Below are 13,530 nucleotides of genomic sequence, written 5' to 3'. Positions count from 1 at the left end.
GCCTGATGGCAAGCCAGTTCGCTCCTTCCCGCAGGAGCCGGCCGTCGTGGTTGTCGAGGGCGTCGGCGATTCCGGGCAGGTGTATCGGCTGGGCCAGTAGACCCTGGACACCGGGACGCACCACAGAACCAGTACCTGAGCCAGGACCGGATCCGACGCACAGCGCTTGCGTAGCGCATCCCGTGCCGTGTTCATTTGGCAGCCTCGCACCCTGGCACGCCAACCGGCGGACCAGGCCACCGAGAGCGGATCGACGGAAGGGACTCGACGTGCGCAGACTCGTCCACTCCGTCGCGGCCACCCTCGATGGCCGGGCCGCATCGCTATCAGCCCGGCTACCGACAGCCGTCCCGAGCGGCGTCCGCTCACTGACACGACCGCGGTGATGCCGCGCCGCCCCAGGCCCCGGGGCGGCCGTCGGGTGAAGCCGGCTTCGTCCTCGAATCAGACATAGCCCCCGCAGGCCGCCCGAGCCCTTTCACCTCCGCTTAACTCCGCCCAGGTCACCTCCCGCCACACGCTCACGGCCTGCTCGTCGCGTTAGGCCACCCGCACCCCTTGACGCCGGCCGCCCAACGCCAACTACACGGCATTGGTACTGGAACGCTCAGTCCCCATCCGGGCTCGCTGTCGATTCGGAGCGCGCCTCCTACAGGTCGAACTCGATGTGGTCGATGTCGGTGAACTCCACCAGGAGGCCGCCGGCGCGGCGGCCGCGGTCCTTGAAGTAGATCTCCTGCAGGCCCTCTGCGGCGATGTCGCGCAGCTGCTGCTCGCTGGCCCCGGCGTCCTGGGCGTCGAAGAGGCGGCCGGCGAACTCGGGCGGCAGCGCCACGGTGAGGTGGCGCAGCCGGCCGTCGTCGGTGGTGCCCGGGGCGGCGGTGTAGCCGAAGCGGGCCCGGGTGTCGACCATGATGCCGCCGGTGGTGGCCGCCGTCTTCTTGGCCTTGGCGCGGATCTGCGGCTGCCACCGCTTCTTGACCTCGCGCTCTATGCGGGCGGCCAGCTCGGGACGCGGCTTCTTGATCTGGTCCTTGACGTACCGCTCGACGGTGCGCTGGGTGATGCCGAGCGCCACCGCGGCGGCCTTGGTGGACTTGTACTGCTTGACCAGGTAGCGCATCTGGGCGCCCGCCGACTTCGGGATCGGGCGGGTGAACGCCTTCTGGACCGCCTGGTTGAGGCCGTCCCCGAACTGTGCCATCGCGGTCTACTCCCCGCCGTCGGTGTGGGTGATGGTGCCGTCCTTGATGTACCGGGCGAGGTTGAGGTCGCCGCCGTGCTGCTCGCGGACGCCCTCGCCCCACAGGACGGTCTGGGTGCCTTCGTGCTTGACCAGGCCCGGGTTCACGCCGAGCTTCCACCCGCCGGGCAGCGGTTTGCCCTCTCGGTAGGGCAGGAAGTCGAGGGGGCTGGTGCCGTCGACGGCGTAGACGGCACAGTCGGAGAGGATCGCGACCGGGTACTGCCCGGTGAAGGCAGCATGCTTGAGGATCTTGCGGTGCATGTTGACCCGGGTCCGGGAGATGACGGCGGCGCGGATGTCGGGGCGCCAGGTCGGCCGGGACAGGGCACGCCACGGCTGGCCCGGCTTCCAGCCCTCGCCGCGGGGCCGTTCGCGGAGCTTGCCGATGCCGCCCTTGACCGTGGCCTTGATCGCTGAGACGACGATCGCCATCTCCGGGTCACGCCGCCGGTAGCCGTCCATCGCCGCGAGGAACTCCTGCGGCGGCAGGTCGGCGGCGACGCCGAGGTCGGCCATCGTCGCCAGGTAGGCGTCGCGCAGCCGGCCGTACCAGGCGTCCAGGTAGCGGCCGTTGTCGTACCGGACGTACGCCTCCAGCGGGGCGACGTCGTAGCCGAGCTCCACCGCGTACGCCACCGTCGGCGTCGCGTACCAGGCCGGCCCCTCCGGGCGGGTGCCCTTCGGAGTGAACGGACTGGGCAGCAGCTCGCCGTCCAGCTGCACCCAGTCCTTGCCGGACTTCACCCGGGAGAGGTCGACGTGGGACAGGTCGACGAGCCAGGAGCCGGGCAGCTTCGGGTCGAAGGCCGGCGCCTTGAGGTGCGTCGGGGCACCGAGACCGACGAGCAGGCCGTTGGCGCCCGCGGCGAAGGCCATGTTCACGTCGATGCCGACCAGGTTGCGGCGCATGCACTCGTCGTCGGTCAGGGGACGCGCCCAGTCGTACGCCTCCTCCATCAGCATCTCGGCCGGGGTGCGCTGGTGGAAGCGCGGCAGGTCAGCGAGGAGCGGGTGGCCGTCGGGGGCCTCGCACGGCGCGCAGTCGACCGGGTCCTTGCCCAGTCCCCCGGGGTTGTGCTCGGAGTGCCGGCGGCCGTCGGCGTCGGGCGCGGAGGCGCGGGTCGCCGGGTGGAAGGCCGTCATCAGCTCCAGGCCGGTCACAGCCGTGGAGCCGCGCGGCGTGATCACCCGGGCCGCGTACGTGCCCAGCAGCCGGGCCAGCTCCGCCGGCGGGAGTTCGGCGGCGCCGTTCCAGTGGCGGGTGTCGAGCGCGTCCCAGGACGGGATGCACAGCTGGACGCACGCGCGCTCCGAGCCCTGCGCAGGCCGGTAGATGCGCGCCCACGGTCCGAAGCCCCGCTTGGTGAGCTTCCACTCCGCGCGGGCCAGCTGCTTGGCCACCTTGTGGCCCTCCGGCAGCCGTCCGGCCAGCCGCTCCTCGTCGCTGAGCTTCACCGGCAGGCCGTAGCGCTCCAGCGCGGCCGCGGTGAGGACGAGCAGCGGATCGGCCTCCTTGCCGGGCCCGGACAGCTTCGGCTGCCCGAGCCTCGCTTCCTTGAGCGTCCAGTCGACCAGGGCCGGGATGGACTTGGCGGGCACGTCCAGGACCAGGCCGCCGGTGCAGTACGCCAGCACCTGCCCGTCGTCGTCGACGTCGACGACCGCGAGCGGGCCGTTCTCGAAGCGCGGGTCGGTGCCGCCCGCCGGGGTGCCGGCCGGGGCCGCCTTCTTCGCGCCCGGACGGCGCGACGTCGCCGACGGCCTGGTGGCGGGCGCCGGACGGGATGCGGCCGCCGGAGAAGCGGCGACGGGGGCGGGGGTCTGGGTGTTCTGGTGTACAGCCATGGCCGCGGCTTCGGGGGCCGGGCCCGTGGCGCGAGTCGGCGCTTCGGCCGGAACGGGCGTGCCGTTGAACGCGGCGGGCACCGGGGCGGCCGGCTGCTCGGGCGCGGGGTAGAGCTCGGCGAGCTGCTTCAGCAGCCGTGCGTACGCGTCCCGCTCCGGCGGGCGGGGCTCGGTCTTGCCGGACTCCCAGCCGGACACCGTGGCGCGGCGCACCTTCAGCGCGGTGGCCACCTCGTCGATCGTCAGGCCGTGCGCGGCACGCAGCCGCTTGCGTTCCACCGGCGGCGGCAGCGTGGCGCGGGACGCGATCAGTGCGTCGACCGCGTCGAACAACTCGGACATGCAGCACCTCCTACTTCCTCGACCCTACCCCACAGCGGACGAATACCGTACGTTAGGCGTACGAAATACGTACATGATTGCGGAGGTTGCGTTGAGCGGCGCGGACGTCGAGGTCTCATCGACTGCGCGCCGGCAGGCCGGGCACGGGATCGAGGTGGCCAAAGTGGCCGCGTCTAAAGCCTGGAGCCAGCTCGGCCTCGTGCGCCGTTTCCTGTCGGAGGCGGTGACTGGCGGCGGCCGGTACGTGTCGTGGGGCAACCACGACACCTGCGTCCGGCAGATGCTCGTCACGCCCGCCGGCGGCGATCGAAGCCGAGCAGCCGGCCGGCCACATCACCGTCCTGTACGACAGCGAGTTGGACGGCGATGTCCAGCGCCGGCGGCCTGCGGCGGTCCGGACGGTGGTGTGTGAGCGTTCCCGCCCCCGGAGCGCACAGGAGGCCGCCGTACTTCCGCCGCGACGACCGCGCACGGACCGTTCAGCCACTGCACCGCGAACTGCACTGCGAGGACCGGCGTCCGGCCGTCCAGCGGGATACCGAGCGGGCGGCAGCGCTCGCCGAACCGGCCCGGCACATCGCCCAGCCGCGCAACGCCCGGCGCCGCGGTCCGCGCCGACTACCGCTCCCCCGGCAGCATCCCCGAGTTCCGCGGGAGCGCGGAGCCGTTCCACCGCCCCGGGTATCCGGTCGGACGGAGCTCGTACGAGGCATGGGCGTACATGCGCAGCCAGGTATCAATGCGGTCCCACGACGAGTGGTACGCGCCCGTCACCTGTCAGTTTCGACATGCGGCCCACAGGCGACCTTGGCGCGCTGCATTGCGGTGAGCCTGAGGACGAAAAGCACCGCGAGCACGGCGGCGACGATGTCGAGGATGTCACCGGCCAGCATCGCCGCGACCGCGTGCGATGCGGCCGCGGGGCTCTGGGCGAAGCTCAGGGCCAGTCCACCGCCCCATCCCAGAACGCGTGCCAGGACGAAGGCGCCCCACCAGAAAGCGACCAGGGTCAACGGGCGACGTCGGCAGTCGCCGTCAGGCCCGTGAGCCGTACTTGAGCCCCATGTGGCCCTGGCAATCCGGTACGGCAGCCAGAGATTGACGAACGGTATGAACCAGGCTGCGATCGCCCAGTCGGGCGATCGCTTGTCCGCGCCTGGCGCGAAGACCTCGGCATTGACGCGCATCTTGTGAAACCAGCCGATGAAGACAGCGGCCGTCGCGAGAAGGGCGTAACCCTGGATCTTGCCGGCCACAACATGGAAGCCGCGGCCCTCGTCCAGTTCGGCGTCGGTGACCGTGGCGGCGTCGGCGAGGAGGCGTTCCGTGAGCGCGTGCATGGTCCAGTCGGCGTACGCGGCGTTTGCGGCCAGTCCGGCGGACAGCAAGAGCAGCACGGCCAGTACGGTCGCCCGGCCCACGGGGACGCGCACACGTGTGTCTTCCACGCCGCGCGGAGCGTACGGGGTCGGGTTGGCCGGCGGACCGGCCGGGGCTACGGACATGCTGAAGGACTCTCCCCCGGAACTGAAAAATGGGGCCCCAAACAGGGCGGGCCGCACAGGAGCTACGTCAGCACTGTCGTGCCACACCCCATGCGCAGGTCGTAGAAAAAACGTTGGCCCATCCGGGATGCATCCGAGCAAACGGCTCGAACACGGCGCTCCCACCGCAGTCGGATGTGGCCCGGCTCGGATCACTCGGCATGCATCATAAGCATCGGGTGACGTTGGGTGCGCGTGAGTCACCCCACCGTCGACCCAGCGAACCGCTCCTCCGCCAGGGAGCAGCAGCGCCGTTGCCGGGTGCCCTCCTGCTGTCGCTGTGCTGTGGCTGTGGCGGTGTGGTGGCTGCCGGGCGCGATCGCGGTGCGCAGCAACGGCACCCGCGGTCATCTCCGAAGCCCGGCCGCCTCCGGGCCGAGCGCGGACAGCGCCCCGGCGAGCACCTCCGGCGCCGTGACCGCGTCCTCGGCGGCGTCGGCACTCCACTGCTCGGGTCCCGCGGTGCACGCTCGCGGCGTCGGTTGTCGACAGATTCTGCGGCCCGGACGTCTCGGAGATGACGACTCTCAAGACCGGCACCGGAGCGAAGGCCGTCCGATCAGGGTTCCACTCGATGGCCGAGCGGAGAGGCCTGTCCCGTGTCAGGGGGCCAGCGGAGCCCAGAGCCTGACAGGAGGCTGCGGGCACGTAGGCTGTCCGCCCTTCCACGTGTGGGGCCCTCAGCCCGGCAGCGTTTTACGGCCGTAAAACTCGGTGGGTCGGAAAGCACTGTGGTTGCTGCTCAACGTCCCCTGCCCCCTTGGTGCCGATGGTGTGCTCACCCACCCGGGAACCTGCTGCCGGCCGTTGCTCGTGCAGCAGTAGGCGTGTACTCACTGTCCAGGTGTCAGGATGGACCCCGATGACGGTGGTCCGGCCAGCAACCTGGTCGCTCCCGCGCGCTGCGCACGCTCAACCTCCCTCGGTCCTCCTCGGGCAGCACCTCCGGAGGCGTTGCCGGAAGTACCGCTCGGCAGTGCAGAGCAGCAAACACTCCCCCGGCTCCGCACTCCTGGACCTGTTGCCGTGATGGGCCTACCGCCTGGCGTCCACCGGCAGTCCCGAGCGGCTGAGACGGCCTGCCACCCGGGTACCGGACCGAGATGCCGCATGCGCTCCCGGGCCCGTCCGGCCTCGGGCGGTTTTACGGCCGTAAAACCGCTGCGCTCTGCATGCCTTCCTGGACACCTTCCGATCGTCTGAGAGGATGTCTCCGTCCATCCGAAGTACCGGGTTTCCGGGAAGTAGTCGGAGAGCAGTACATGCCTTACATCACCGTGCTCTTGAACCGTAAGGGCGGGGTCGGCAAGTCCCTCTTGTCAGTCAACCTCGCCGCGGTCTACGCAGACATCCTCGGCTGCGACGCCGAGTCTGCAGGCGGACCCTCTGTAGCGGTCGTCTCGATAGACCCCCAGGGGACTTGCATCGAACACGCCGAGAAGGTCAGGAAGGCTGGCAGGACCGTCCCCTTCCGCGTGGTCGATGCCAGCCACAGCCCCGAGAAGCTGCGTCGCCTGCGCAGTGCCAAGGCCGACATCATCATCGTCGACACCCCGGGGTTCATGCCCCTGAAGTCCGAAGACGACGAGGACGAGTCCCTCGATCCTCTCGGTGACGGCACCACCGGAGACTCACTCCGCGCGATTCTGGATGTCGCCGACGATGTCATCGTCCCCCTCGAAGCCGAGGGGTCGGCTTTCACCCCTACCAGAGTCACCGTGGAGCGCGTCCTCATCCCCCGCCAGATCCCCTACGGGGTCGTGGTGAACAACTGGGACCCCCGCGACGGCACGGCAGACCGCGACCGCACGATCAGCCTTGCTCAGCGGAGGGGCTGGGAGCTGTTCAACGCCACGGTCCGTCACTACAAGCCGCACACCCGCGGCATTACCAACGGGCGTTTCTGCACCCAGTACGAGTCCAACCACATCGCCACCAAGGCCAAGCAGGACTTCGTATCACTGGCTCTGGAACACCAGCTCCGCCGCCAGAAGTACACCGGAGGCCGGTGATGGCGAAGCACGACCAGTTCGACGACTTCTTCGGCGACGACGATGCCGCCCCGGTCGTCGACACCCGGGCGGACGGCCGCCTGCTCCGTGTCCCCCTCAAGCGGCTGGTGCCCAACCGAGTCAACCCGCGTATCGACTTCGGCACCGAAGACGAGCTGATCGATCTCGGTAAGAGCCTGCGCCGTCGCCAGATCCAGGCCTGCCCGGCCGTCAGCCGCAGTGCCTACCTGAAGCTGTGGCCCGATCACGCGCAGTCTATTGGCGACGTCGACTATGTCCTCGTCACCGGCGAGCGTCGGTACCGCGGTGCCACGGCCGCCGGCAACCCCACACTGAACTGTGTGGTCGACGACGGCCTGGCCCTGGACCGTAAGACGTTCATGGATGCCGTGGTCTCCGAGAACGTTGACCGGCAGAACTTCAACCCCATAGAAGAGGCCTACGCAGTCCAGGCTCTCGTCTCGGAGTTCGGCTCCAACCGCGCCGTGGCGCAGCATTTCGAGCGCGTCGACGGGTGGGTTACCCAGCGCATTCTCCTCACCCATCTCGCTCCCGGCGCCCAGGAACTGGTGCGGAAGAAGGCCATGCCGCTCGACGCCGCACGGTCGCTGGGCAAGCTGGCGAGGGACAACGGCTGGGACGGCCCGCAGCAGCTCGCCTGGTGGCAGGAAGAGCAGAAGCAGCGGGCGGCGGCATCTGCCGAACGGTCGGCGGCCAAGAAGGCCGGCAAAGCCTCTGTCGTTCCCGAGCCTCTGGTGGGTGTGACCGCCGGGGCTGAGCCGGAGGTCGATCAGTTTTACGGCCGTAAAACACTCCCGGCCGGCAACGCCCCGGACGCACGTCAGGTGGCCGCGCCGGCAGCACCCGTCTCCGCAGAAGTGGAGGAAATGCGGCGTCGTCCGGCCTCCAACGCCACGGTGCACCAAACCCCTGTGCCTGTCCCCCGGGCCGCCGCTCAGGAACCCGCGATGACCCAGGCGGAACCTACTGGTCCGTGGCAGAGCGGGGCGGCGCTCATGGACGAGGCCATCTCCAGTCTCTCGCCATCGGAGCGCAGCAACTTCATCCTCCGCTACTTCCATGTCAGCAGTGGGGTTGAGGCGGTTATCGAGGACATGAGAGGCACGCTGGCTGTCGAGGATCGACGTTCGCTCGCCGTCATCCTGCAGCAGGTCGCCAACGGTCTCCTCCGCTAGTGCTCTGACCGGAAACGATCACCGGAGTGGTGCTGATCGGCCCCCGCATCGGTTGGATGTGACGACACGTCTGATCGATGCGGGGAGGCGCGATGGCAGAGCCGGCCGGGTCCGCGGACTGACTGAGCAGAAGGGGCAGAAGCTGCAACGGATCGTGCGGCGGGCCGCCACCGGTATCGAATGTCCGGCTCCCGCTCCTCGCTGCGGTGACCGTCGGTGCACTCGGCGGCGACGAAACCGTGCCGCTCATAGAAGCGACGTGCCGGCTCGTTGACCTGGAACGTCCACAGCGCCAGACCTGCCGGACGACGCTGCTGCGCCACCTTCACGAGACGATCCCCAATACCCCGGCCCTGCCAGGCCGGATCGAGATAGAGCTGGTCCAGGTCTTCGCCGTCCAGCACCATCATCCCGACCACCGACCCGTCGACCCTCGCCACCCAGGTCTCCAGACCGGGCACGACCACCTCCCGGAACCAGGATCGGACCTGGTCGTCCGTATGAGCGCGACGCACACTCGGAAGCGCCGCCGTGAAGGAACGCAGCCACACCTCGGCCACTGCCGCGGCATCGGAGTCGACCGCACGCCGGACGACGAAACTGTTGATCTCCACAGCGCCGCATGCTCGCCGACATACAGCACGGCCGCATCCGACTTTCTCGCGACGTTCGGACCTGAACGGAGCCCGGTGAACCTACGGGGTGTCAGTGCTGCCCGGCATACCTCTTCGGTCCCGAGGATGTCGACCATCCGCTGACGGCCGTACTGGGTGCCTGGTCTGCCTCCCGACCTGTTCTGCCTCGCGAGCTGAGGTGCAGCCGGCTCGTCGGTGAACCTGACCGGGCTCTTCGACTGGGCTCGGATCAGGCCGCGTACTCTCGGCTGGATGCCTCGCAATGGGAAGAAGCCCCGCCGACTCGTCGCCAACGGACGCGTGTACATGTGGACGATGCGCCACAGCCACCGAAAGGATGACGCCGGCCGGTCAGTGGACTGCCGCCAAACCGTCACCCTGTCCCCGCAGCCGGCTGGCACCGGTGGCCCGCTGTGTATTTCCTTCACCGAGGGCCCCGGCCGGTATATCCCGGGCGGAGGATTCATCGGCTCCGGAGACGTGGGCTTCATCCGAGGGGCGGACCTGAACCTTCATGAGCCTGGCGCCGTCCGCGCCCTGCTTGATGTGGCACTGAGCCGGGGCTGGCTGCCGGGGGAGCGGCAGCCGATTGAGCTGGACGGCTGGTCCCTGCTGGAGGCTGCGGCCGCGACTCCCGCTGGCGGCGCTTGCTCCGAGGGCTCGTAGGAGCTCCTTCTGTTCAGCGGGCACTGTCTGCAGGGCCGCTCTTGGCGTACCCGACCCTGCCGGTCACGGCCCCGCCGGGGTCGGTAGCTCCTCAGCCCTGGCGGGCTTGCGGTGCCCCGCCGGGGCGGACAGGCATCATCGGCGACTGCATGCCCGTATGCCCCGGAATAGAGAAGCGTGGCTGAGACCGGAGGTGGTGCGGGTGGCCACCGGCCCTGAGAGTGCGACGCACCGAGCGTGGTGGCTTGCTTTCGGTGGACCGGGTTCGAGCGGGTCATCCTGAGGTCGCAGGGTGAAGTTCCTCCCTACGGGCCGGGCGCCCGTGCCTGAACGATCGATGCAACAGTCCGGAGTTCGGGGGCCGTACCACGCTGGTCGGCAAGTCGCGGCACCTCAGGGGCGCCAAGAGCACCAGGAGTGCGTCGTCGCCTGGGTGTCAAAAGAACCAGCTGGTACGGCATGTGAGAGGCCGTCATGTGGCTCTTATAGAAGAGGCCCGAGGCACGGATGAGGCTCTGACCTGCGCAAACGTAGCCCCAAGTGTGTCGTGGGCGACACACTTGGGGTCGTGAAATGTGAACCTGGAGAGCACATTCAGCCCAAAAGTCAAGCAGTGCTTTACTTTTGAAATCCTCGCCGCCGGCTCGGATCGCTGCAGGTCAGAGGGCTGCTGTCCGGGCCGCGGAGGCCGGGCCATCCCCGCCGTACGGCAGGGAAGTGTGCCCCTATCTCGACACGCAAAATCAAGGAGCCGTGGACTTATGGCGCAAGGGCGCCTGAAGAGTCCACGGGGCGTGTACTTTTCAGGCCCTCAGCGGCTTGCGTCCGTACCTGAGGGTCGGAGCGACGCGCCGACGCGCCAAAAGACAACCAGGCGTTGATTTTTGGATAGTCTCGGACCGCCTGAGTAACAAGGAGGTCCTGTGACAACTGATCCGCCCGCCCGTCGTCGGACGCGCGGGCCCCGTCCCGTCCCCACAGCGGCAGGAAACGAAGCCGAATTCGGTGACATCTTGGCCGTGCTCGGTCAGCAACTTGGTGAGAAGGTGGCTCAGGCCGCCGACCCGGGGGGCCGCCGTCGGCTCAAGGGGGTCCACTTCGAGTACGCGGCGGATCCCCGGAGCGTCCACGACATGGCGGGGGGCGCCGGCTACAGCCTGGCGAGCAACTGGTTCACCCAACTCCTCGCCCAGCTTGCCGTGGCCAACAGCATCACCAAGTCCCAGCTGTGCGTCTTCCTGTTCGTAGCCGGCGGCCAGGTGCCCGGTACCGGGATCGCGCAGTACACACAGCAGGAGATCACCGACGGACTGAACAAGGTTGCCGCCCAGAAGGGCGGCAAAATGATCACGCGGTCCACCGTGAACCGCGCAGTCCAGGCACTCTGCGGCTACAACTGGGTGGAGAAGGCCGGCAACGGCAGGATCCAGATCAACGTACGCCTGTGGTTTCACGGAAACAGCGCCGCTCAACACGAGGTCCTCGCCGAGATCGCTGAACGGCATGACCGCAGTCTCGACGCCTTCCCCTACGCGGTGGGGCCCGAAGGCGTCCACCAGGAAGAGCTCGACCTCGACTTCGGAGCCGACACGAGCATGCGTGGAAGGAAACGAACCGGGTGATAGCGCTGCCAGGCCCGACGCTGGGCAACCGAACACGAGGAAGGCAACCCCATGGCTAACGTCATGTCTCCGATCGTCGCGGAGCGCATCTGGGCCCTGCCCCTGTCCGGATCCGCCGTCAAGTTCCTCCAGTACCTGCTCTACCGAAGTGAGTTCGGTGGGGCGCTCCCGGTCCGGCAGAGGGACATGGCAACGGAATACGGGGTCACACCCCAGGCCGTCAGCGGACTCATGGCGCCTCTCTGCGCCCTGAACATCGTGCTGCGCCCACGCAGCGAGGAGCGGAACGGCAACTCGTACCGCATCCACCCCCTCGCGGCGAAGTACGAGACGCATGAAGCCATGGAAGCCTCGTTCCGGGACGCGCTCGTTCGCATCCAGGCCGGCGACCTGGCCAACCTGAAGCTCCCCACCTATCGCCAAACGCCGCCCGCCCCCACGGGTCGGCCGAAGCTGCAGGTCGCCTGACCTGCACGGACAGAAAGCAAGAGGGCCCCTCCACACGTGTGGAGGGGCCCTCTTCGCCTGAGTAACAAAAGGTTTCCCCAGTATATCTGCCACTTGCCCGCATGAGGGGGCCTGCCGGCCGCGCCGGGCGCCGGGCGGGTGCCCAGCGCCTCGGTCACCTGGACGCTCCGCTCGGAGACGGCTGACGTGACGACGGTGGGGGAGTGGCTGACCTCCTGGACACAGGTGGCCCGGGTCGAAGGCTGGTTCCGGGGGAGCGGACGGTGTACCTGCCGGAGCCCGTGCGCTCTGCAAGGTCCGCCGCCGGGACTCCACCGAAACCGTCACCGGCGCGATCACCGGTACCGTGCGACGACCGCAGACAGTCCCGCTGGGCCGCCTCGACGAGACCGGGGCGCTGCGGCCGACCGGCCGCAGTACGCCGCTTCGGCCGGATGCGGCGCGCGACCTGGCCGAGCGGCTGACGCTGCCACGCCCCGGGCATCCATGGGAGGGCGTACGGTTCACGACCTCATGGGGGTCGCGCACCCCGCTCGACGTCGTGCTGGCCGATCCCACGCCGGTCGCCGAGACCACCGTGGGCACGGAGCACTGCGGACTCAATCGAGCCACCGGGAAGCCAACCCGGCGAGGTAGGAGAGGGACAACGCCGTCGCGGTGATCTCGAATCCGATGGTCCCTCCCGCCCAGTGGGCAGACCAGGCCGTGGCGGAAGCCACCCACATGCTCGAACACCAGCTGCAGCCGACCAGGCTGGCGAGTTGGGAATCGTCGCCGAAACGGCCGGCCACCCAGGAGCGGAACCCTGCCGCGAGTGTGTCCTTGGTGAGGAATCTGGTGATGCGACACGTCGCGCCAAGGGAAAGGAGAAACTCCACAAGGGTCATGAGATCCACCCCGTCACCGTGAGTACACCCGGACGGTCGTTACTGATTGATGACGAGGATCGTGCCGAGGCCGCCCGCGCGTCGGTTGGCCGCGTCGGCCTCTTGCCGGGTGTGGTATTGGCGCACGGTCCCGTCGGGCAGGTTCAGCTGGTAGATGACGACAGTCGGGCGGGCACCCCCGCCGCAATTGCAGGCCATGTTCCGCTCCTTCTGTGACTTACTGCGGTGAGGGGCGGCGTGCCGGTCGGCCTGCCGCCCCGCCTATCCTTGTGCTCCAGCGGTCGTCCCCCGTACTTGCACTACGGGGGACGACCGCTCTTCCGAGTCGCTTGTCAACTCATCTGCGGCAAGCCCGGTTCACGTGAACTCCCGCAACCTCTGCGGCCGCGGTGCGCGAGCCGGAGCCGAGCCTCAGGGGAAGCAGATGGACAGGGTGCTGGACGAGGAGACGCCCCCGCTGGTCGCGGTGTAGCCGGAGTACAGCACCTGCCCGATGGTGAGGGTGGCCGTGCAGCTGGCATTGCCGCTCGCGTCGGCGACCGCGGTGCACACCACAGGGCCGGCGGGGCCGTCCAGGTGGAAGGTGACCGTCGCTCCGGGAGTCGCACCACTCGCGCTGAAGGTGGCGGTGGCGAAGGCCCAGGGCAGCGGGGGGACGTTGAGCCGGTAGCAGGCAGGTTGTGCTGTGAGCCCCTTCGCCCCGCTCACGGTTACAGTCCCGGTCCCGGAAGCGCCGACGCAGGTGCAGCTGGTGGTGGCTGCCAGCACGGTGGCCGTGACGACGGTGCTGCCGACGGGCAGCGCACTGGTGGTGGCGGTGGCCTGGCCGGACGCGTTGGTGACGCCGATGCCGAGCGGGCCGCCGGTGGTGCTGAACAGTACGGTGGCGCCTGGGACGGGAGCACCGTCACAGGTGACGGTGGCGGTGAGGGTCACCGGCTGGCCCGCGATCGGGTCGGCCGGAGCGGATGACAGGGTGACCACACACTTGGTCGGGGCTGTGACGGTGACGGTTGCCGTGGCGGCGACACCGATGCAGGTGCAGGTGGTGGTGGCGGCGATGACGG

General features: G+C 69.0%; 11 protein-coding genes and 1 pseudogene. 5 read left to right on the top strand and 7 right to left on the bottom strand.

Going from position 1 to position 13,530, the window contains the following annotated elements; translation table 11 throughout:
• Nucleotides 1-649 precede the first annotated feature (649 nt).
• Nucleotides 650-1,204, bottom strand: a complete 555-nt coding sequence (gene tpg / locus ACFWFZ_RS31400; RefSeq protein ID WP_387126856.1) for a telomere-protecting terminal protein Tpg — start codon at nt 1,202-1,204, stop codon at nt 650-652.
• A 6-nt stretch (nt 1,205-1,210) separates the two neighbouring features.
• On the bottom strand, nt 1,211-3,433 hold the full coding sequence (gene tap, locus ACFWFZ_RS31395) for a telomere-associated protein Tap (RefSeq protein ID WP_387126854.1): 2,223 nt from the start codon (nt 3,431-3,433) through the stop codon (nt 1,211-1,213).
• Here tap and ACFWFZ_RS31390 point away from each other — a divergent pair.
• Nucleotides 3,432-3,845 (top strand): zeta toxin family protein, encoded by a 414-nt coding sequence (locus tag ACFWFZ_RS31390; RefSeq protein WP_387126852.1) that lies wholly within the window; start codon nt 3,432-3,434, stop codon nt 3,843-3,845. The two genes, tap and ACFWFZ_RS31390, sit on opposite strands and share 2 nt — an antisense overlap.
• 358 nt (nt 3,846-4,203) lie before the next feature.
• Here the strand turns inward: ACFWFZ_RS31390 and ACFWFZ_RS31385 are convergent, their stop codons facing one another.
• Complete coding sequence (locus ACFWFZ_RS31385; protein ID WP_387126850.1) at nt 4,204-4,881, bottom strand: DUF4328 domain-containing protein; 678 nt, start codon at nt 4,879-4,881, stop codon at nt 4,204-4,206.
• Between the two features lie 1,358 nt (nt 4,882-6,239).
• On the opposite strand from ACFWFZ_RS31385, the gene ACFWFZ_RS31380 reads away from it, so the two are divergent.
• Together ACFWFZ_RS31380 and ACFWFZ_RS31375 are read left to right on the top strand one after the other, a co-directional pair.
• Entirely contained in the window at nt 6,240-6,989 is a 750-nt protein-coding gene (locus tag ACFWFZ_RS31380; protein ID WP_387126848.1) for a ParA family protein, read from the top strand.
• The gene (locus tag ACFWFZ_RS31375) at nt 6,989-8,185 is read left to right on the top strand and encodes a ParB/RepB/Spo0J family partition protein (protein ID WP_387126846.1); all 1,197 of its coding nucleotides are present in this window, start codon (nt 6,989-6,991) and stop codon (nt 8,183-8,185) included. Before ACFWFZ_RS31380 ends, ACFWFZ_RS31375 begins: the two co-directional genes overlap by 1 nt.
• 161 nt (nt 8,186-8,346) lie before the next feature.
• Here the strand turns inward: ACFWFZ_RS31375 and ACFWFZ_RS31370 are convergent.
• Nucleotides 8,347-8,799, bottom strand: a pseudogene (locus tag ACFWFZ_RS31370) (GNAT family N-acetyltransferase); the annotation flags it as partial.
• 1,706 nt (nt 8,800-10,505) lie between these two features.
• On the opposite strand from ACFWFZ_RS31370, the gene ACFWFZ_RS31365 reads away from it, so the two are divergent.
• Together ACFWFZ_RS31365 and ACFWFZ_RS31360 are read left to right on the top strand one after the other, a co-directional pair.
• Nucleotides 10,506-11,108, top strand: a complete 603-nt coding sequence (locus ACFWFZ_RS31365; protein WP_387126891.1) for a hypothetical protein — start codon at nt 10,506-10,508, stop codon at nt 11,106-11,108.
• A 51-nt stretch (nt 11,109-11,159) separates the two neighbouring features.
• Entirely contained in the window at nt 11,160-11,576 is a 417-nt protein-coding gene (locus tag ACFWFZ_RS31360; protein ID WP_387126844.1) for a hypothetical protein, read from the top strand.
• A gap of 599 nt (nt 11,577-12,175) precedes the next feature.
• Here ACFWFZ_RS31360 and ACFWFZ_RS31355 read toward each other — a convergent pair.
• From ACFWFZ_RS31355 to ACFWFZ_RS31345, 3 genes are all read right to left on the bottom strand, one after another.
• On the bottom strand, nt 12,176-12,463 hold the full coding sequence (locus ACFWFZ_RS31355; protein WP_387126889.1) for a hypothetical protein: 288 nt from the start codon (nt 12,461-12,463) through the stop codon (nt 12,176-12,178).
• A 39-nt stretch (nt 12,464-12,502) separates the two neighbouring features.
• Nucleotides 12,503-12,661 carry a hypothetical protein gene (locus ACFWFZ_RS31350; protein ID WP_387126842.1) on the bottom strand — a complete coding sequence of 53 codons (159 nt, stop codon included), beginning with the start codon at nt 12,659-12,661 and terminating at the stop codon, nt 12,503-12,505.
• 213 nt (nt 12,662-12,874) lie between these two features.
• Nucleotides 12,875-13,530 (bottom strand): Ig-like domain repeat protein (locus ACFWFZ_RS31345; protein WP_387126840.1); only part of this gene is annotated, 656 nt, incomplete at its 5' end.

The organism is Streptomyces sp. NPDC060232 (genome assembly GCF_042726555.1).
GTDB lineage: Bacteria > Actinomycetota > Actinomycetes > Streptomycetales > Streptomycetaceae > Streptomyces.
This window is presented reverse-complemented; position numbering and strand designations above follow the sequence as displayed.